The organism is Bifidobacterium sp. LH_512, assembly GCF_056356435.1.
The window spans coordinates 512,490-532,842 of sequence record NZ_JBKEUE010000001.1 but is presented as its reverse complement, the minus strand read 5'-3'; the positions used below and the strand labels follow the sequence as shown (position 1 = coordinate 532,842).

The following is a 20,353-nucleotide window of genomic DNA, read 5'->3' as shown; positions in this document are numbered from 1 at the left end:
TTTGACTCCGTTCCTTGCTTCTCCTCTTTCCACCGCCATCAATGCGTCAGAATCTTCGACAGGAAGTCCTTGGCACGGTCGGTCTTCGGGTTTTCGAAGAAGTCCTCCGGCGTGCTCTGTTCCAGGATGCGGCCGTCGGCCATGAACACGATCTTGTCGGCGACCTTGCGCGCGAATCCCATTTCGTGGGTAACGCAGAGCATCGTCATGCCTTCATGGGCGAGTTCAACCATAACGTCGAGCACTTCATTGACCATTTCCGGATCCAATGCGGAGGTGGGCTCGTCGAACAGCATGACCTTGGGCTGCATGGCCAGTGCGCGTGCGATGGCGACGCGCTGCTGCTGACCGCCCGAAAGCTGGGACGGCATTTTGGACGCCTGGGAATCGACGCCGACGCGGGCCAGCAAATCCATGGCAAGGTCTTCGGCTGCTTTCTTGTCCATATGGCGGACCTTGATCGGAGCCAGCGTCACGTTTTCCAGAATGGTTTTGTTGGCGAACAGGTTGAAGGACTGAAACACCATGCCCACTTCCGCACGCAGATTGGCAAGTTCCTTGCCTTCCTGCGGAAGCGGCTTGCCATCGATGCGAATATCGCCGGAATCAATCGTTTCCAGGCGATTGATGGTGCGGCACATCGTGGATTTGCCGGAGCCGGACGGGCCGACAATAACCAGCACTTCACCGCGGTTGACGGTCAGGTTGATGTCTTTGAGCACATGCAAGTCGCCATAGTGCTTTTCAACATGGGTGAGTTCCACCAGAGGGTGGCCTGCGGACTGAGTTCCCGGAATCAACGGCTTTTTGGCCCGTTCGGTATTGCGTTCTTCTGTCTTTTCTTCCATAAAAAGCGAGTATAACCGTAACTCGTTACCTCAAAACCGATGCATTCCATAAAAAACAATGACAAATTAAAACGAATGAGGCCTCCCCGTAACGGGGAGGCCTCATTCAATCAGACTGTGTCACTGCCAACGGTATTGGCGTTATCGCCGCCTGTTAGCAACTCGGTATCAGTCCTCGTCTTCTTCCGGATCGTAATCGACACCGGTTTCAGCGCGCTGCTCGGCAGAGATCGGGGCCGGGGCACCGGTCAGCGGATCGCGGCCGCCGCCAGCCTTCGGGAAGGCGATGACGTCGCGAATGGAATCGGCGCCAGCCAGAATGGCCGCGGCGCGATCCCAGCCAAGGGCGATACCGGCATGCGGCGGAGCGCCGTACTTGAAGGCCTCAAGTAGGAAGCCGAACTTGTCAGCAGCCTCTTCTTCGGTAATGCCCAGCACATCAAGCACACGGTCCTGAATGTCATCGCGATGGATACGCACGGAACCGCCGCCCATTTCGTTGCCGTTGCAGACGATGTCGTAAGCGTCGGACATGGCGTGTTCCGGATCCTTGTCGAAGGTGTCCAGCCAATCCTTGGACGGCATGGTGAACGGGTGATGCATGGAGGTCCACTTGGAGTGGCCGACAGCCACATCGTCGTCTTCCGGATCATCGGTCGGCTTGAACAGCGGGAAGTCGACAACCCACGTGAACGCGAATTCGTTCGGCTTGAGCAGGCCGGCGCGATCGGCTAGTTCAACGCGCACGGCGCCCAGCAGCGTCTGGGCGGACTCACGACGGCCGGCGGCGAAGAACACGGCATCGCCTTCCTCAGCGCCAACGGCTTCCATCAGGCCGCTGCGTTCCTCTTCGGACAGGTTCTTGGCGACGGGGCCCTTCAGCTCGCCGTTCTCACCGAAGACCACATAGGCAAGGCCCTTGGCGCCACGCTGCTTGGCCCAATCCTGCCAAGCGTCGAACTGACGGCGAGGAGTCGCGGCGCCGCCCTTGAACACGACGGCACCGACATATTCAGCCTGGAATACACGGAACGGGGTGTTCTTGAAATAGTCGGTCAGTTCAACCAGCGGGTTGCCGAAGCGCAGATCCGGCTTGTCGGAGCCATACTTATCCATAGCCTCCTTCCAAGTGATGCGCTGGATCGGCAGCTGGATCTCATAGCCGGCGGACTTCCAGATGGCGGCGATGACCTTTTCGGCCATGGCCATCACATCTTCCTGGTCGACGAAGGCCATTTCCATATCGAGCTGGGTGAATTCCGGCTGGCGGTCGGCACGGAAGTCCTCGTCACGGTAGCAGCGGGCCAGCTGGTAGTAGCGTTCCACGCCGGAGACCATCAGCAGTTGCTTGAGCAGCTGCGGGGACTGCGGCAGGGCATACCAGGATCCCGGCACCAGACGGGCCGGCACCACGAAGTCACGCGCGCCTTCCGGCGTGGACTTGATCATCGTAGGGGTTTCGACCTCGGTGAAGCCCATCTCGTCCAAAGCGGCGCGGGCGGCCTTGGTCATTTCGGAGCGCAGTTTCAGGTTGCGCTGCATGGAAGGACGGCGCAGGTCAAGGTATCGATACTTCAGACGAACGTCCTCGCCCGGCAGTTTGTTCTCGGATTCGTTTTCCAAAGCGGTGGAGACCTGGAACGGCAATGCGTCGGACTTGGCCAGCACTTCGATGCTTTCGGCGACGACCTCGATCTTACCGGTGGCCAGGTGTTCGTTCTCGTTGCCTTCCGGACGCAGACGGACCTCGCCGACAATGCGCACGACGAATTCAGAGCGCAGCGGACGCGCCATCTCCTCGTCGTAGATCACGACCTGCACCAAGCCGGTGGCGTCGCGAAGATCGACGAAGGCCACACCACCGTGGTCACGACGACGATCAACCCAACCGGCAAGCGTCACCTTCTGACCGACCAGTTCTTCGGTCACTTCGGTGGCATGATGTGTTCTGTAAGCCGTCTGGCTCATGCTTCCTCTTTTTCTTCCGTTTTCGATATCAACCGATGATGTTCTCCGCAGCCTGTCTCAGGCTTCGACGGTAACGGTTTGCCGGGCAACCAGAGTATCCGGTTCCCAAGACCGTACATCCGCGACCTGCTGGTCGCCGGTGACGATGTTCTTCACTTCATCCGAAGCGTTCTCGTCGTTCGCGTCTGCAGGGAACCACACATACGGGATGCCCAGCTTGTCGGCATACTTAATCTGTTTGCCCAACTTGGCGGCGGTCGGTGCCACATCGGCGGCGATGCCACGTTCACGCAGCTGGTTGGCGATGAGGTTGGAAGCGGAGCGATCCCCCTCATTCCACACGGCCACCATTACCACGGCCGGGGAAACGCGATTCGCATGGGCGCCGGCGGTGTGCAGCATATACGACACCAGACGGGACAGGCCGATGGACAGGCCCACACCCGGGTACTTGCGGCTGCCCTGCGTCGCCAGATTATCGTATCGGCCTCCAGAGCAGATTGATCCCAGTGAGGCCGCACCGTCAAGGAACGTCTCATACACCGAACCGGTGTAGTAATCCAAACCACGGGCGATCTTCAAATCGGCAATCACAGCGCCCGGACGGATGCGCGCGGCATCATCAACAATCATCGCCAATGTATCCAAGCCCTGACGCGCCAGCTGATAAGCGTCACCATCCTGCGCAATGCCGTGCTTGGCGCACAAATCATCAAACTTCTGTGCCAATTCGGCTCCGTCGGCGGCGATCAGCTCCGCCAATTCAAGGCAAGCACGAGCCTGAGCCTCGTCAGCGCCACACTCTTCAACCAGCAGCTTCGCCACTTCATCGGCGCCGATCTTGTCAAGCTTGTCGATTTCACGCAACACGCCTTCGATGTCTTCGAGACCAAGGCCACGATAGAAGCCTTCAGACAACTTGCGGTTATTCGCATGCACTGTCGCCTTCGGCAAACCGAACTCGCGCAGACGTTCCAATGCGGACACCATCACCAACGGCAATTCGACTTCGTAATGATCCGGCAGATCACCATTGCCGATCACATCGATATCAGCCTGTACAAACTCGCGGAAACGGCCTTCCTGCGGACGCTCGCCACGCCAAACCTTCTGAATCTGCCAACGCTTGAACGGGAAAGCCAAATCGCCTGAATGCTCGACGACATACCGGCTCAGCGGCACAGTCAAATCGAAATGCAGGCCAAGCCGATCCTCCACCGGCGTGTCGGATTCCCGTCCGACTTCCTGCAAACGAGACAGCAAGTAGATCTCCTTGCTGGTCTCCCCCTTCTTCAGCAGACTAGAGCCCTGCTCTACTGCACGAGTCTCAATGCCAATGAAGCCATTGAGCTCGAATACCTCTCGGAGCGTGTCGATAACACGCTGCTCCACAACACGTTCAGAGGGGAGCCACTCTGGAAATCCTGAAATAGATGCGCCTTTTGCCACGATTCTCTATAATAAATGAGGTTGCGGAAAACACTGTGCGTCATTCGGGGTATTCAACACCATGATTTCCCGGTTTCGACACGTGCTTTACCCGCTTCCTCTCCACCACATGAAGCTGAAGGAGCTGGCCATGGCCGACGAGACCGTCACCCCCAAGAACATTGAAAATACAACCATGCAGGCAACGACGCCCGCCACACAGGAACCGGCCCCGGCACCAAGTCCGGCCACGATGAAGCCGCATGCCCCTTCCCCGGCCGCCTTCGCGAAGAAGGCTCCGCAACATGTTGCCGCACCGGCCGCCACAGCGGGCTATTCCGACGCCGGTGTGAAGGCTGCTGAAGCTTTCGGGCGTGTCGACGACAACGGCACCGTGTTCGTCAAGGAAGGTGACACCGAACGTGAAGTCGGACAGTTCCCAGATGTCTCCAAGGAAGAGGCACTGGCACTGTATGCACGCCGCTATCTGGACATCAAGGGCAAGCTCGACCTGTTCGCAAACCGTCTGAAGGCCGACAACATCAAGCCGCGCGAAATCGAAGAATCCATCAAGACACTGACCGATGAACTGCAGGCACCGGCCGTCGTGGGTGATTTGGCCGCGCTGAAGGCACAGTTCGAAACACTGAAGGCCGAGGGCGACGTCCGTCGTGCACAGATCGCACAGGCTCGCAAGGAAGCCGTGGCCAAGGCTATGGCAGAACGTACTGAAATCGTCGAGAAGGCCGAAGCTCTGGCCGCTTCTCTGGGCGACGGCACCAACTGGCGTTCCACCGCCGACAAGTTCCGTAACCTCTTCGAGCAGTGGCAGGAGCATCAGCGCACCACCGTCCGCATCGACAAAGCTGATGCGGATGCTCTGTGGAAGCGTTTCTCCACCGCCCGCACCACGTTCAACCAAGCCCGCCGCAAGTGGGCGCAGGCTCGAGACAACGAACGCAACGCCGCTAAGGAGGTCAAGGAAGCGATTATCGCCGAAGCCAACGAAATCAAGGATTCCACCTCTTGGGTTGAGACTTCCCGCAAGTTCAACGAGCTGATGGACCGCTGGAAGCATGCAGGTCGTGCCGGTCGTAATCTGGATGACGAACTCTGGGCACGCTTCCGCGAAGCCGCCGACACGTTCTTCAACGCACGCCAGGCAGATCGCGACCAGATCTCCTCTTCCGAGAAGGAAAATCTGGCTAAGAAGGAAGCCCTGCTGGTCAAGGCCGAAGCTCTGGTGCCGGTAAAGGATGAGACGGCCGCAAAGCAGGCCCGTCAAGCTCTGGCCGCAATTCAGGAAGAATGGGATCAGATTGGCTACGTGCCGCGTGACGACATGCGTCGCATCGAAGGCCGTCTGGACGCCGTTGACAAGCAGATCAAGGCCGTTGAGGACGCCGTTTGGAAGCAGACCGACCCGGAAGCCGACGCCCGTAAGTCCAGCTTCGAAGAGCAGCTGACCACTCAGCTCGCCGAGCTCGAAGCCAAGATCACCGCCGAGTCCGACGCCAAGAAGAAGGCCAAGCTCGAAGCCGAAAAGGCTACCAAGGAGCAGTGGCTGAACGCCATCAAGTAAGGTCCTCTTCCTACGTGCACGGCAATATCACCTAAAGGGGTGGGGTTGCGAGTCTCTCAGGGATTCGCAACCCCACCCCTTTTTTCGTTTCCGTCCTCGCATCTCGCATCTCACACCTTGTACCTTGCATATTCCCGTCGCCGCGTCTCAATCCCTCCCTCGGCGACACCTCAATCCTTATGTATTCGCCGCAGTTTCTCTTTCGTCGCAACATCTCTCTCTGCACCTCACTTTTTCACAGCACCGTCAACTGCATGCCTCGCATTTCACCATTTCACGCTCTTTCTCGTATCGTCGCCAATTGCATGTCCCAAGTATTCCTGTTCCGCGCTCTTTTTTGCGTCGCCGATTCCGCACACCTTTATCCGGCGCCCCCCCCCCACATCTCATCACCATCACCATCACCTATTCCACACGCACAATGTGTCCCATTCCGATGCACATTGTGTAGGTGACACTCACACAATGTGCTAGTGCCACCTACACAATGTGCGTCACATCCCTTCCACACGCACATTGTGCGTCCGACCGACCTCCAACACACAATGTGTAAGTGACACCCACACAATGTGTATGTGGTACCGGCACAATTCGCGTGTGACAGTAACACATTGTGCGCCATCCATATGCACAATTTGCGTTACAAACCGCCCGCCACACAACACACACGGCAAATCAGAACATCCGCCCACACAATATGCGCGGCATCCCTCAGATCCCTGAAATAAAACCGACTCTCGGCACGCCTGCCAAATCCAGTTTCTTCTGCACCTGCGCAGGATTTTGCATCAGCTTCCGGAAACTGAAACGAACGATGGTGACCTTGCCGACCAGATTCAGATCGCTTTCCCGCTCCTTCTCCTTAAGGACAACGGAAACGGCATCCCCCCCCCCGGGTCATGGCCGGATTCTCATATTTTTCGCGCCCGTCCAATTCGCCGATAATGATGCCGCCACTGGCAGTCCGCCACAAATAGTCGACGCGCCGTCGTTCTCCGTTCACGGGATCGTCGAACCAAGCTTGCAGCTCCGGCTTTTCGTAGCCCCATAATTTCATGCATCCGCGTGCGATGGATTCACCACCGTTCTCGCTCAGTGCATCGGCATATTCAAACACTTCACGCGCTTCGCGGATTCCCTGACAGCGCTGGCGCAAAATAAGGAACTCATTCATACGTTCATGGGTGATTCCGTATTTTCGCATGGCGGTATCGCACATCGCCAACGCTTCAGGAAATGCCGCAAACCGAGCGACATCGAACATCGTCTGTAGCAATCCGGTTATCCGTATGTTTTCAAGGCAGTGCAGCTGCGGATCGGGAATATGGTGGAAAGAAAAGCATTCCGTATTGTGTGTGCGATTGCCTGATTGCTTTGCCACATGGATTCGCTTGTGTAGGCATTCGCTTGAAGTCAGCTCCCACACGACTGCAGCGGACACCCCACAGAATATCCATTGCGGATGCATTACTGAGGCCGCTCTGATCACGTGCATGATTCGTTCGCGATATTGCAGGGTCGCCCAGTATTCTTTTCTTGGAAAAAGCGCGGCATGGGCTGGCATGATGTTCCGCCGGCACGTCGGATGATGCTGTCGCGCTCCATTGTGCTGCGACTCCAGAAACAGCGCCGTTCCTTTCGGCCGCCTGCATGTTCCGTTCCAGCCGTCCAAGTTTTCCAGCTGGTTTGAACGCCCTTGTTGTTCTGTATGCATCGTCTCCATGCATGAACGATAGCGGAAAGCGGCATTTCGACTGCCTACTTTTAAAGGCTGTGGTCAAAGAGAATGTGTAGCCGGCGTGTCGCCGACAGGTTATGCACATTTTCATGTGATTCGGATACGAAAATGGCGTTTGCATCGAACATGCATTCGATGCAAACGCCATATGCTGGTTTGCCGATTAACCGCCGCTTATTCGGCGCTTTCGGCAGGCGTCGCTTCAGCAGACGCCGTTTCGCCGTCGGCGGCCTCTTCGGAAGTCGTCTTCGTCTCGGCTGCGTCAGCGGAATCAGCGGTCTCAACAGCGTCGGCCGGAGCGGCCTGAGCGACCTCGGCGTTTTCGAAAGCCTCACTCCTGAACGTGAATTCGCCCAGAATGCCTTCGCCTTCCGCGTCGACGATAATGCGCTGGCCATCTTCCAGCTCGCCCATGAGGATCTTTTCGGAAATCGTGTCCTCGATATCGCGCTGGATGACGCGACGCAACGGACGGGCGCCCAGCAGCGGGTCAAAGCCCTTCTGCGCAAGCAAATCCTTGGCGGCCGTGGTCAGTTCGAGCGACATATGGCGGTCGAACAGACGGCTGTCGAGCTGCTTGACATCCAGGTCGACGATCTGACGCACCTGTTCCTGATCGAGCTGCTTGAACACGATGATGTCGTCCAAACGATTCAGGAATTCCGGACGGAAGTGCTGCTTCAGTTCGGAAGACACCTGGTCCTTCATGCGCTGGTAGCTCGACTCGGTGTTCGTACCGAGGTTGAAGCCGGTGTTGGCGGCCTTGGCGATGTCGCGCGTACCGAGATTGGTGGTCAGGATGATGATGGTGTTCTTGAAGTCCACCTTACGTCCCTGACCGTCGGTCAAGTGACCATCATCCAGCACCTGCAGCAGCGTGTTGAAGATATCCGGATGGGCCTTTTCGATTTCGTCGAACAGCACGACGGAGAACGGCTTGCGACGCACCTTTTCGGTGAGCTCGCCTCCCTCTTCGTATCCGACGTATCCCGGAGGCGCACCGAACAGGCGCGACGCCGAATACTTTTCGGAGAATTCGGACATATCGACGCGAATCAGCGCGTCCTCGTCGTCAAACAGGAATTCGGCGAGCGTCTTGGCCAGTTCCGTCTTGCCGACGCCGGTCGGACCGGCGAAAATAAACGAACCGGACGGACGCTTCGGATCCTTCAAGCCGACGCGGGCGCGGCGAATCGAACGGGACAGGGCCGACACAGCCTCATCCTGGCCGATGACGCGCTTGTGCAGTTCGGCTTCCATGCCCAACAGCTTCTTGGACTCGGCCTGTGTGAGCTTGACGACCGGAATGCCCGTGTTCTGGGAGACGACCTGTGCGATCACATCCTCGTCCACGACCATTTTCACATCGGATTCGCCTTCACGCCAAGCGGATTCCTTCTGCTTGCGTTCGGCTTCCAGTTTCTCCTGACGGTCACGCAGTTCCGCAGCCTTTTCGAAGTCCTGGTCCTTGATGGCCTTGTCCTTCTCGTCGGCGACACGCGCGATCTTGCCGTCCAGATCCTTCAATTCCGGCGGCGCGGTCAGTCGCTTAATGCGCAGACGCGCACCAGCTTCATCGATCAGATCGATGGCCTTGTCGGGCAGATGACGGTCCTGCACATAGCGTGCCGAAAGTTCGGCCGCCGCCTGAAGCGCGGCATCGGTGATGGTCACACGATGGTGATTCTCGTAGCGTTCGCGCAAGCCCTTCAAAATTTCGATGGTTTCGGCGATGGTCGGCTCGTGCACCTGAATCGGTTGGAACCTGCGTTCCAAAGCCGCGTCCTTTTCAATGTACTTGCGGTACTCATCGGTGGTGGTGGCGCCGATGGTCTGCAGCTCACCACGCGCAAGCATCGGCTTCAGCATGTCGGAAGCGCCCAACGCGCCATCGGCGGAGCCAGCGCCGACAATGGTGTGGATTTCATCAATGAACAGCACGATATCGCCGCGTGTCTTGATTTCCTTGAGCACCTTCTTCAAACGCTCTTCGAAATCACCGCGGTAACGTGATCCTGCGACCATCGAGCCCAAATCAAGCGAATAGACCTGCTTGTCCTTCAGCGTCTCCGGCACGTCACCGGCATTGATCTTCTGCGCCAGGCCTTCGACGACAGCGGTTTTTCCGACGCCGGGATCGCCGATCAGCACAGGATTGTTCTTGGTGCGGCGCGACAGCACGACCATGACACGTTCGATTTCCTGCGTGCGACCGATGACCGGGTCAAGCTTGCCGGCAGCCGCTTCGGCGGTCAGATTGCGTCCGAACTGGTCGAGAATGGCGGATCCGCTCTGATTGCGCTTATCCTGCACGCCGCCGGCATTGGCCAATTCGCCCTTGCCGTCGGAGGATGCGGAACTGCCGCGAATCAGATCGATGGTGGCACTGCGCAATTCGCCCAGGTCCACATCCATCTTGATCAGCACCTGTGTGCCGACGCCTTCCCCTTCACGAATCAGGCCGAGCAGGATGTGCTCGGTTCCGATATAGCTATGCCCCAGTTGCAGCGCTTCACGCAGGCTCAATTCCAGCACTTGCCTTGCATGCGGAGTAAAGGGAATGTGGCCGGTAGGCGCGGCATTGCCCTTGCCGATCATCTCTTCGACCTGCTTGCGAGTATCGTCCAGCGACACACCCTTGGAGGAGAGCGCCTTTGCGGCAACGCCTTCCCCTTCACGAATCAGGCCGAGCAGCAGATGCTCGGTACCGATGTAGTTGTGCTGGAGGGCACGAGCTTCTTCCTGAGCCAGCACGATAACGCGCCGGGCACGGTCGGTAAACCGTTCGAACATGCTTGTCCTTCCAATTTTTCTATAATCTCCCAACACTTTACCGATTTGCGATGACGACCAGCGCGTCTTGTCCTGAAATTGCGCTGTAAACGCAACAAAAAGGCTATGCTGTGAGGTACAAGGCAAAGGAGATCATCATGTGCGATGCAGCTATTTCCTCCAACGTTCCGCTTGCCGACATCGTCGTTGGCGTCGACGGATCCGATGAATCGTTCGCAGCCCTTCGCTGGGCAGTGAAAGAAGCGTCGCTGACCGGGCAACATGTGAATGCAGTCTACGGATGGACGCCCTCGTGGGATATGGGCGCCGAGCCTGACACGGATGAGGCTTGGACGAAGATGCGCAATGATATCGCGCAGATGCTGCGGGAATGGGTTGGACAGGCCACTGAAGGACTTACCATCGATGATGGCAGCATCACGTTGACTTCGGTACGAGCTTCCGGTACGTCGGCATTGCTGCAGATCGGCAGGAATGCGCAGCAGATTGTCGTCGGACGCCGTTCTCTTGGCCGTGTTGCCCGATGGTTTACCGGCTCGTTGTCGCAGTCGTTGGCGCAGGCCGCTTCTGTGCCCGTTACGGTTGTGCGCATCCTTGACAGTGAGGAATCTTCCGTTCAGGATGCAATCGCAAATGCGCTGACACCTGGGGATGATGAGGTTCGTTTCGACCGGCCGACGGTATCGACACCGAAATCGCAGCGCCCTATCGTCGTCGGCATCGACGGCTCCCCTACAAGTCGCAACGCTTTGGATTTCGGCGTCGACCTTGCGATGCGCCATCATGCGCCGCTGCACGTGATGTTCTGCTGGCAGATGAAGGATTTGGGCACGGTCGACGGATATGAGAACGCCATCGCGCCTGTGCAGGTCGGCCAAGCGCAGGCTGAGAAGATGCTGAATGATCTGGTGAAGTCCGCGGCGCTGCCCGGAGACCTTGATGTGACGGCGAATGCTTTTCATATCCACGCAGCCAAAGGGCTCATCGCGGCTTCGCGCTACGCCCGGCATCTTGTTGTCGGTTCGCGCGGCCTTACCGGATCCGATGCACATTTCCTTGGCTCGGTATCGAAGCAGATTGTGAATTTCGCTGAATGCACGGTGACGGTCGTGCATTAGCACGCCGATATCGCCGCTTTTTGAATGCGATATAGCGAAGGGCGCTGCAGACTTTGGTTTGCAGCGCCCTTTCGTTTACATAGTATTAATGATTATCGGATGATTATTCAGCTGATTCGGTTTCCGAGTTTTCCGTTTCGCCGGATTCCTCGGATTCGTTAATGTCATCGCTTCCGATTTCTTTGGAATCGGCGTCGGCGACTTCATCTGATTTCTCAGATTCGGCCGATTCTTCAGATTCGGCCGAATCATCGGAATCATTCGTATCGTCGGAATCGTCAGATTCTTCTGCCTTCTCGGATTCTTCGGAATCTTCAATCGTTTCAGTCTCGTCTGTGTCATCCGATGCGTCGCCGGAGTCGTCAACATCGTCTGAATCATCCGAGGTATCAGCGTCACCGTCGCTTTCGGCAGCGTCTTGTCCGCTCAGATCAACGGTGGTTTCGACATCAGGCTGTGCATCGTCACTTTCATTGCCCGACGTTTCCTCGGACTCGTCATCCACCGTTGTATTAGCTGCGATATCAGCTTCGCTGGCCAGATCTTCGGCGTCGCTGTCGCGTTCGCCTTCCAACTGCTCGATCAACTCAACATCGTCACGTTCATCACGCGGCGACTGTGCGATGACATCAATATGCAAATCGTCGAATGCTGGCTTCGACTGAATCCACAGACGGGACGGCTCCGGCGGTTCGATCTCTGAATGTTCGCCGCAACCGTGATCCAACGACACCACGCGGCCATCGTCCGGACTCCACTTATTGGCGCAGACGCCGAACATCACGTTCAGCTCTCCTTGCAATGGAATGAAGAAACCGCAAGTCGAACAGGGGTTGCCTCCGGCGGTTTTGGTAGACAACGACTTCGGACCGCGCGGCCCTTCATACCAGCGTTTGGCGGTCTGTGCACGCCCCAAAGGGGTCATCACATGTCGGCGGGACAATGCGAATTCCTCAACCACGTCCGCCATATCCTCCGGCGAGGTCACGCCCTCAGGAGGTTCCGGAGGAACGAGCTTCCCTGATTCGTCGGTTGCTCCGACGGTTTTCAAAAAATCCGCGGATGTTTCGTCAGTGCGCGTATCGTCAGAATTCGTCTCATTGATTTTGGTATCGGAACCATCCTGCGATTGGGCAGAAGCATCAGACGAAGCGGCGGCATCAGCATCGTTCGCATCGGATTCGGATGACTCGTCATCATCCGACGACTGATTCTCGCTTGACTCTGTTTTCGTCTTCGTTTCCGTGGCCTTCGCATCAACATCCATGCCGGACTCTAATCGCGGATCATCGGGATCCGTGCCGATGGAATCGGTTACGGACAAATCGGACGGCTCCAAACGATCCTTCCAAGGAATCCATTCCGGAGGCAGCAGCGAACGATCGGTCGGCACCAATGATGATTCATTCACCGTCCAACGGTCAAGCTCGATGTCGTGATACAACGTCACCGACCATTGCCAGCCTTCATAGCCGCGAAGCAACGCTTCGAAACGGAAATCGGTGACGTTATCGCCCAGTTCAATGGCTTCGACGAAATCGCCGACGTGCTCGGTGTCATCGGCAGCGTCCAACGCAATCGCGCGGGCGATTGAACGAGGATCAAGGGTGCTATCGGCCATGAATCATTCCTGTACGTCGAAGTTGTCGGCCACCGCACGAAGCAACGTGGCCAGTTTCTGGCTTTCGGACTGCGAAGGGTAACGGTGGCGGCGCAGATGGTTGCCGGCGGAATCCAACAGCTTGATCAAATCTTCCACGATGGCTGCCATATCGTCCGGCTTGGGACGGGTGGCCTTCACCAAAGACGGCGTCGCCGCCACCAAGGTCAGGCCCATGGCCTGCGGTCCGCGGCGTCCTTCCACCACGGAATATTCGACTTTCGCCCCCTTACGCAGCGTTTTCACACCGACGGGCAAGGCAGTCGCCGGAAGAAAAACGTCTTTCCCGCCATCGCTTTCGATAAAGCCGTATCCCTTATTCGCATCAAACCAACGTACACGTCCGCTGGGCATCATTCACCTCACTGCTCTCAACGTTTCTCCACGGGCCCTTGCCCGTTTCTTGCATACAAACCGAACCTATAGTCTACCGCATGACGCGCACCATGTGTCGACATCACATGCTGGCATATCACGCAAGCTTGGTTTTTCGAGCACGTTTTTCAGCACGACGATCGGTTTTATCCGTCTGTACAGGCATTGGTTTCGGTTCCACCGGGGCGACCGGCAGCACAACCGTAAGGGTCAGACCCCCGCCGTCACTGCCTGAAGCACAGATAAAGCCTCGATGCGCTTTGACTACGGATTGCGCGATGGCCATGCCCAATCCCGTACCGCCCTTCTGGCGTGCACGCGAGGGATCGGCGGTGTAGAAGCGTTCGAAGATCTTGGAACGGGCTTCTGCCGGAACTCCGGGACCATGATCGCTGATGCGCACCACCGCGTAATTCATGCCGACCTGCATCGATTTGCCGACTTCAATCGCCTCAACCAGATGACGTATCGCACTCTCATCAGAAGGCATACGAGACAACGACTCCGGGCTGATCGAAGCCGGCAGCAGGCCGACGCCCACTTCCACAGGCGAATCCGTCGGAGTATAGCGATGAATGTTGCCGACGATATTCGTCACCACCTGACGCAGGCGTGACGCATCGCCCGTTAACGTGATAGGCGGCATATCCCCCGCTTCGAACGCCAGACAAGATCCTGTTCCTTCGACTCCGGGTGTGGCGCTTCCGCCACTGCGCAGCACCACACGGCCACAGGTGATGTCGCGTTCTGGATCAAGCGCATGCAGATCATCGGCCGCATCGTTGACGATTGACGTAATCTGCACCTGCTGCGTCATATCGATACCGCGACCTTCATCCAAGCGCGCCAACGACAGCAAATCTTCAACCAGAACCGTCATACGTGAGCTGGACGCTTCGATATGAGCGATCGATTCGTCCGCACGTTCGAGAGCGCCCGGCATACCACGCTGCATTTTATATAGTTCGGCATACCCGTGGATGGCGGCCAGAGGAGTTCGAAGCTCGTGGCTTGCGTCGGAAACGAAACGCTTCATTTTTTCGGTCGTTTCCTCTTGTGCGTGGAAACTTCCTTCGATTCTGGCCAGCATACCGTTCAAAGAGGCCGAAAGAGAACCGAGCTCTGTGTTTTCAGGCAATGACGGAACACGTTGGCCGAGGTCGCCTGCGGCGATTTTCGCAGCTGTTTTTTCGATACGTTTTAACGGGGCCAGCGTGCTTTGCACCATAATCGTGCCCAGGACCGCGCCAAGCAACACCACGGCAATGCCGATCATCGCGCAGAATTTAGTCAGACTATCGACCGTATCGACTTGGCCACTGAGAGACAGACCGATATATACAATGCCCCGGTCGACGCTGACGCCGTCAACTTTCACCTGATAGTTCAATGCGACCACGCGCCACGGCGCGCTTGCCGATTGCAGTGTTGCGTGGCTGGCGTTGACGCCGGCAGGAACTTGCACTATTGCCGCCGTGGTAAAAGGCGTTCCCAACGTCACACCGTCTCGGCTGCCGTTCGCCGGAAGCGCTGGTCGGGATTCCACGCCGTCCTGAAGTACCGGCTGTAACGGCGTATTCTGGATTACGTCGTTGTTGTCGCGCACCTGCAGGTAATAGCTGCTGATTTGTGGCTGTTCCTTATTGCTGTTGCTCAACCATGTGATGTTATTGAGCACCAGTTCGGACTGCTGCAGCAGTTGCGTATCCGTTTTGTCCAGTAGATAGCTGCCGACGGATATGCGAATGAAGTAGGAAATGCTTATCGTGCCTACGGTCAACAGCACGATAATGCAGGTGACAAGCTTTGTGCTCATCGATACCGCATCGATATGCCGCCCGATGGCTTGATGAAACCAAGCACGGAATCTGGAGGTTTTCATATTGGAATAACCATCCGTCGACTGCCCGGGAGCGGGTGTTCCCGACGGTTGATTATTCGGATTGTTTCCCGGAACACGCGACGATTGAGGAGTCGGCTGAGGATTCATCTGACCGCCCGGCTGCGCGGCCGGTTGCGCGTTCGGCTGGGGATTCGGCTGTGACATCGGAGCTCCTTATTCGCCACGGTATTTCGCGGTTTCGCCATAGCAGCCCCGACGAACCGTTCGTCGAGGCTGCTTTGCGTTTCAGTATGCCGGTTTGCCGCCGGCTGGGGACTGCTGTCGTCGTCAGTTCTTCGGCGCACGGATCATATAGCCGATGCCGCGCTTCGTTTCAATCAGCGGAGCGACCTTATGGGTTTCGCCGTTTTCATCGGTCACCATAATGCCGTCGACTTTTTTGCGCAGATACGAGATGTAGGATTCCACGATTGCCGCATCTCCGCCCCAGTCATATTGCCAAACATGATCGAGGATTTGCGCTTTCGACAGGACGCGTCCTTCGTTGTCCATCAGATAACGCAACAGCTTGTATTCGGTCGGGCTCAGATCAATCGGCTGTCCGGCACGGGAAACGTCATGCGAGTCCTCGTTGATTTCAAGGTCGCCCACGCGGATGATCGGGTTGTCTTCAATCTGCTCGTGCGTACGACGTAGGATCGCGCGGATTCGAGCGACGACTTCTTCAAGGCTAAACGGCTTGGTCACATAATCATCGCCGCCGACGGTCAGGCCCATCACCTTGTCTTGTGTGTCATCACGCGCGGTGAGGAACAATACGGGGGCGGTGATGCCTTCTTGGCGAATTCGACGGGTTACGGTGAAACCATCGATGTCCGGGAGCATAACGTCCAGAACAATCAGATCAGGCTGCGTTTTTGAAATGACTTCGATGGCTTCGGAGCCGGATGCGGCGGTAGTGACTTCGAAACCCGCGAAATGCAATGAGGCGACAAGAAGCTCGCGGATGGACGGCTCATCGTCGACGACTACGATGGATGCTTCAATTGGTTTGCTCATGTTGTCCAGCATCGCGCGACTCACTGGACGTTTCCTGAATGTCCTCTGAGTCTTTTTTGGTTATCTTTCGTGCAGCGGAGCGGCGGGCACGTCTGCTGTGACGGCTTGCGCCCTTGCCTTTCCTGCGGCTGCGCCACATAACGATTCCCACAAGGGCTACGGCCACTACAACCACTGCGCCGACGATAGAGGCGACGGCGATTATCGTGGTCCTCATGGATTCGGCATGCTGTTTGATCGAAACGATTTCATCCATCATCGCCAATGCGGATCCGGCCCAGTCGGGAGTGTTCTGAGTCAATGGTTCGGCGGCGACGGAAGACAAATCATCAACTGTCTTCTGGCTTTTCAGCCAATCATCGGAATTCGAGGACACCGCCACAACAAGATTTCCGTCTCCCGACGCCACTGCGAGCATCACCGTGTTTGCGACGGGGTTTACTGATTGCAGCACTTCCTGGACCCATTGCGCCGGCTTTTCGTCATCGTCGAAATTCTCCAAATACAGCAGGCGGACGGTGACTCCGGTTTTGTCCAGCGTCTCGCTCATGGCATCCGTAATCTGTGCCATGTTCGCGCCAAGCAGATTCTGCGTATCAGTGATGTTGTCCGTCATTGTCGCGTCATTGGTCTGAACGCTTGAGGCGTCGGAATCCGCTGCATTCTCCGCATGCGCATATGGAGTTATCCACAGGCCTACTGTCATGCTCAACAGCATGGCGAGAAGCATGCAAATGGCTTTATGCCAAGGATTCTTACGTGTCGACAATGTTGACGACACGCCATTAAAGAGTAAAACAGGCTTCTCTTCGACCACACTACCGGTTTTTCCGGCGCTTTCGATTCGCTTTAGCATATGCTCAACTTTACCGTTCGACGGAACGAACCGTCGTTAACGGCCATAACGGCAATGGTGCATGTTACGAAAGGCAGGGAATATGGCTCAATATCAGGTGGATTCGGAACGTATCCAAGCGTCCAGCGCGGCGGTTAACGCGTCCGTCGCCGCAATCAGACAAGCCGTACAGAGCATGTATGGCAATCTCAATGATCTGCAAAACGTATGGCGCGGCTCGGCGGCCACTCAATTTGCCGGCGTAGCACAGCAATGGCATGCGGCGCAGCAACAGATGGAGCAATCTTTGGAATCGATTCAGCGTGCGCTCAGTCAGGCTTCGTTGCTGTATGCGGATACGGAAATGCAGGCGTCCCGTCTGTTCGCCGGCTGATTCGCTCCAAAAACGGGAGGACCCGTCTGCCTGTGCAGGCGGGTCCTCCTATAGTCCAGATTTCACAAATGCTGGATTAGTAGCCCATGTCCGGGGAAGCCGGGGCGGCTGCCGGCGGTTCCGGCTTGTTGGCCACAACGGCTTCAGTGGTCAGGAACAGGCCAGCGATGGAGGCGGCGTTCTGCAGAGCGGAGCGGGTCACCTTTACCGGATCGGTGACGCCAGCGGCGAGCAGGTCGACATACTCGTTGGTGGCGGCGTTCAGACCCTGGCCATCAGGCAGGGAACGGACCTTGTCGATCACCACGTCACCAGACAGGCCAGCGTTTTCGGCGATCTGCTTGATCGGAGCTTCAATGGCGCGGAAGACGATGGCGGCACCAGTGGCTTCGTCGCCTTCGAGCTCGACATCCTTCTGAGCCTTGGCAGCAGCCTGAACCAGAGCCACACCACCACCCGGCAGCAGGCCTTCTTCGATTGCAGCCTTGGCATTACGCACGGCGTCTTCGATGCGATGCTTGCGCTCCTTGGCTTCGACCTCGGTGGCCGCACCGACCTTGATGACGGCGACGCCACCAGCCAGCTTGGCCAGACGTTCCTGCAGCTTCTCGCGATCGTAGTCGGAATCGGTGTTTTCGATTTCGGCACGAATCTGAGCGACACGAGCGGCCACGTCCTCGGTGGAGCCAGCGCCCGACACGATGGTGGTCTCGTCCTTGGAAACGATGATCTTCTTGGCAGAGCCCAGCACGTCCATGCCGACGGAGTCGAGCTTCAGGCCCAGCTCTTCGGACACTACCTGAGCGCCGGTCAGGATGGCCATATCCTGCAGCATGGCCTTACGGCGGTCGCCGAAGCCCGGAGCCTTGACGGCGCAGGACTTGAAGGTGCCGCGGATGTTGTTCAAGATCAGGGTCGGCAGAGCTTCGCCGTCGACGTCCTCAGCGATAATCATCAGCGGCTTGCCGGTCTTCATCACCAGCTCGGCGATGTGGACGACATCCTGCTGAGAGGAAACCTTGCCGGAAGTCAGGAGGATGTACGGATCCTCGAGAACCGCGGTCTGGTCTTCGGCGTTGGTGACGAAGTACGGGGCGATGTAGCCCTTGTCGAAACGCATGCCTTCGGTGAAGTCCAGATCCAGGCCGAAGCGGTTGTTGTCTTCAACGGTGACAACGCCATCCTGGCCGACCTTGTCCAGAGCTTCGGCGATCTTTTCGCCGACTTCCGGATCAGCGGCGGAAATCGTTGCGGTAGCAGCGATCTGTTCCTTGGTCTCAACGTCCTTGGCGGCAGCAACAAGTTCCTTGACGATGGCTTCGGTGGCCTTTTCAATGCCACGGCGCAGAGCGATCGGGTTGGAACCGGCGGTGACGTTCTTCAGGCCTTCGTGAACCAGGGACTGAGCCAGCACGGTAGCGGTGGTGGTGCCGTCGCCTGCGACGTCATCGGTCTTCTTGGCGACTTCCTTGACCAGCTCGGCGCCGATGCGCTCATACGGGTCGTCCAGGTCGATTTCCTTGGCGATGGAAACGCCATCGTTGGTGATGGTCGGAGCGCCATAGGTCTTGTCGAGAACCACATTACGGCCCTTCGGACCAAGGGTGACCTTAACGGTATCGGCGAGCTTATCCAGGCCCGCGAGCATTCCCTGACGAGCTTCGTCGTCGTATGCGATGATCTTTGCCATTGTTCCTCCACATATGGCTTAACGGATGTATTCCCACTCCGGACGCGCGATCATGGACCAGCCGTCAGCTGCCGGTTATCACTCTCACTGCCCGAGTGCTAACTGGAAGATTAGCACTCTCGGACGTCGAGTGCCAACATGACGGTCGCGCTTTGCGCTCTTGGCATGAAAAATGATATGCCGGCGTCCCGTAAAGAAATACGGAACACCGGCATACGGCATGCATACACGCGTGCGGGAATCTATGTCAGACGTCAGATAATAAGGTTGGCCGGGGTCAGTCGAGCAAAACCACGACGATCGGTGTGGCCAGGCCATCGCTTTGTTCCACTGCGGTAATTCCCAGCGTCGCGGCGACATCTTCAGCCGTGGCCTTATCCGTTTCATTCTGATACCAGACAACTGTATACGCAGGAACCACGCCGGCCGGATTGTCCGCAACGACATTCGTGTAACCAGCCGAAGTCAGTTCACTGGCGTGCTGCGCGGCATATCCACTGATGCCCGTCGCGTTGACCACGCGCACGGAAGTCGCCTTATTGACGGTCTGCTCAACGGCGGGCTGCTGCGTGTCATCGGCGGGATCCGAAGCATTCGAATCATCGGACGATGAGGTGTCCGCAGTTGAGGTGTCATCGTCTGCGGCGTCTCCCGTCGAGTCAGCGGTCGAAGACTGGTCGGAGTCGCCATCGGAGGAGGCATCCGCCTGTTCGGCGCCGGACTGATCGTAGGAATCGGCAACCTTAGATTGCGATGACGTATTCCAAGGCAGCATATCAATCTTCGATAATTCGCCTGAGGCCATGCTCCAGAACAGCAGGCCGGCCAGAATCGCCACAATGATCACGACGACATACGGAGTCACTCGCGCGCCCACGGAACGCGCTCCACGGTGCACGCCGACCGGCCCCATAGGAGGATTGTCGAATTCGTCCTTTTCATACGATTCGTATGTCACCTTGTCGTTCTGAGCCATATCGCTGACCTCGTTTCTCATGTCTTCCTCCCAGAAAGTGTAACGG

The 20,353-nt window shown here is 57.2% G+C and carries 15 protein-coding genes; 3 read left to right on the top strand and 12 right to left on the bottom strand.

Annotated elements, in window-relative coordinates:
• Positions 1 to 38 precede the first annotated feature (38 nt).
• From AC1AWD_RS02305 to hisS, 3 genes are all read right to left on the bottom strand, one after another.
• The gene (locus AC1AWD_RS02305) at positions 39 to 848 is read right to left on the bottom strand and encodes an amino acid ABC transporter ATP-binding protein (RefSeq protein ID WP_476563430.1); all 810 of its coding nucleotides are present in this window, start codon (positions 846 to 848) and stop codon (positions 39 to 41) included.
• A 168-nt stretch (positions 849 to 1,016) separates the two neighbouring features.
• Positions 1,017 to 2,816, bottom strand: coding sequence for an aspartate--tRNA ligase (gene aspS, locus AC1AWD_RS02300; protein WP_476563429.1), 1,800 nt, complete (start codon positions 2,814 to 2,816; stop codon positions 1,017 to 1,019).
• 57 nt (positions 2,817 to 2,873) lie between these two features.
• Complete coding sequence (gene hisS / locus AC1AWD_RS02295; protein WP_476563428.1) at positions 2,874 to 4,265, bottom strand: histidine--tRNA ligase; 1,392 nt, start codon at positions 4,263 to 4,265, stop codon at positions 2,874 to 2,876.
• A gap of 130 nt (positions 4,266 to 4,395) precedes the next feature.
• Here hisS and AC1AWD_RS02290 point away from each other — a divergent pair, with 130 nt between their 5' ends.
• Positions 4,396 to 5,826, top strand: coding sequence for a DUF349 domain-containing protein (locus AC1AWD_RS02290; protein ID WP_476564543.1), 1,431 nt, complete (start codon positions 4,396 to 4,398; stop codon positions 5,824 to 5,826).
• 862 nt (positions 5,827 to 6,688) lie between these two features.
• On the opposite strand, the gene AC1AWD_RS02285 is transcribed toward AC1AWD_RS02290, so the two are convergent.
• Together AC1AWD_RS02285 and AC1AWD_RS02280 are read right to left on the bottom strand one after the other, a co-directional pair.
• Complete coding sequence (locus AC1AWD_RS02285; protein ID WP_476563427.1) at positions 6,689 to 7,549, bottom strand: hypothetical protein; 861 nt, start codon at positions 7,547 to 7,549, stop codon at positions 6,689 to 6,691.
• A 189-nt stretch (positions 7,550 to 7,738) separates the two neighbouring features.
• Positions 7,739 to 10,357, bottom strand: a complete 2,619-nt coding sequence (locus tag AC1AWD_RS02280) for an ATP-dependent Clp protease ATP-binding subunit (protein WP_476563426.1) — start codon at positions 10,355 to 10,357, stop codon at positions 7,739 to 7,741.
• A 137-nt stretch (positions 10,358 to 10,494) separates the two neighbouring features.
• Here AC1AWD_RS02280 and AC1AWD_RS02275 point away from each other — a divergent pair, with 137 nt between their 5' ends.
• Entirely contained in the window at positions 10,495 to 11,475 is a 981-nt protein-coding gene (locus tag AC1AWD_RS02275; protein ID WP_476563425.1) for a universal stress protein, read from the top strand.
• A gap of 103 nt (positions 11,476 to 11,578) precedes the next feature.
• Here AC1AWD_RS02275 and AC1AWD_RS02270 read toward each other — a convergent pair whose 3' ends face one another.
• From AC1AWD_RS02270 to AC1AWD_RS02250, 5 genes are all read right to left on the bottom strand, one after another.
• Positions 11,579 to 13,096, bottom strand: a complete 1,518-nt coding sequence (locus AC1AWD_RS02270; protein WP_476563424.1) for a DUF3027 domain-containing protein — start codon at positions 13,094 to 13,096, stop codon at positions 11,579 to 11,581.
• Between the two features lie 3 nt (positions 13,097 to 13,099).
• Positions 13,100 to 13,489, bottom strand: a complete 390-nt coding sequence (locus tag AC1AWD_RS02265; protein ID WP_476563423.1) for a cold-shock protein — start codon at positions 13,487 to 13,489, stop codon at positions 13,100 to 13,102.
• 118 nt (positions 13,490 to 13,607) lie between these two features.
• Positions 13,608 to 15,392, bottom strand: coding sequence for a HAMP domain-containing sensor histidine kinase (locus AC1AWD_RS02260; protein WP_476564541.1), 1,785 nt, complete (start codon positions 15,390 to 15,392; stop codon positions 13,608 to 13,610).
• Positions 15,393 to 15,680: 288 nt separating this feature from the next.
• Positions 15,681 to 16,412: a response regulator transcription factor gene (locus AC1AWD_RS02255; protein WP_476563422.1), complete on the bottom strand. Its 732-nt coding sequence runs from the start codon at positions 16,410 to 16,412 to the stop codon at positions 15,681 to 15,683.
• Entirely contained in the window at positions 16,396 to 17,130 is a 735-nt protein-coding gene (locus AC1AWD_RS02250; protein ID WP_476563421.1) for a TPM domain-containing protein, read from the bottom strand. Before AC1AWD_RS02250 ends, AC1AWD_RS02255 begins: the two co-directional genes overlap by 17 nt.
• Before the next feature lie 220 nt (positions 17,131 to 17,350).
• On the opposite strand from AC1AWD_RS02250, the gene AC1AWD_RS02245 reads away from it, so the two are divergent.
• Positions 17,351 to 17,641: a WXG100 family type VII secretion target gene (locus AC1AWD_RS02245; RefSeq protein ID WP_476563420.1), complete on the top strand. Its 291-nt coding sequence runs from the start codon at positions 17,351 to 17,353 to the stop codon at positions 17,639 to 17,641.
• 76 nt (positions 17,642 to 17,717) lie between these two features.
• On the opposite strand, the gene groL is transcribed toward AC1AWD_RS02245, so the two are convergent.
• The gene (gene groL / locus AC1AWD_RS02240; protein ID WP_476563419.1) at positions 17,718 to 19,331 is read right to left on the bottom strand and encodes a chaperonin GroEL; all 1,614 of its coding nucleotides are present in this window, start codon (positions 19,329 to 19,331) and stop codon (positions 17,718 to 17,720) included.
• A 277-nt stretch (positions 19,332 to 19,608) separates the two neighbouring features.
• Positions 19,609 to 20,307, bottom strand: a complete 699-nt coding sequence (locus AC1AWD_RS02235) for a LytR C-terminal domain-containing protein (RefSeq protein WP_476564540.1) — start codon at positions 20,305 to 20,307, stop codon at positions 19,609 to 19,611.
• Positions 20,308 to 20,353: the final 46 nt, after the last annotated feature.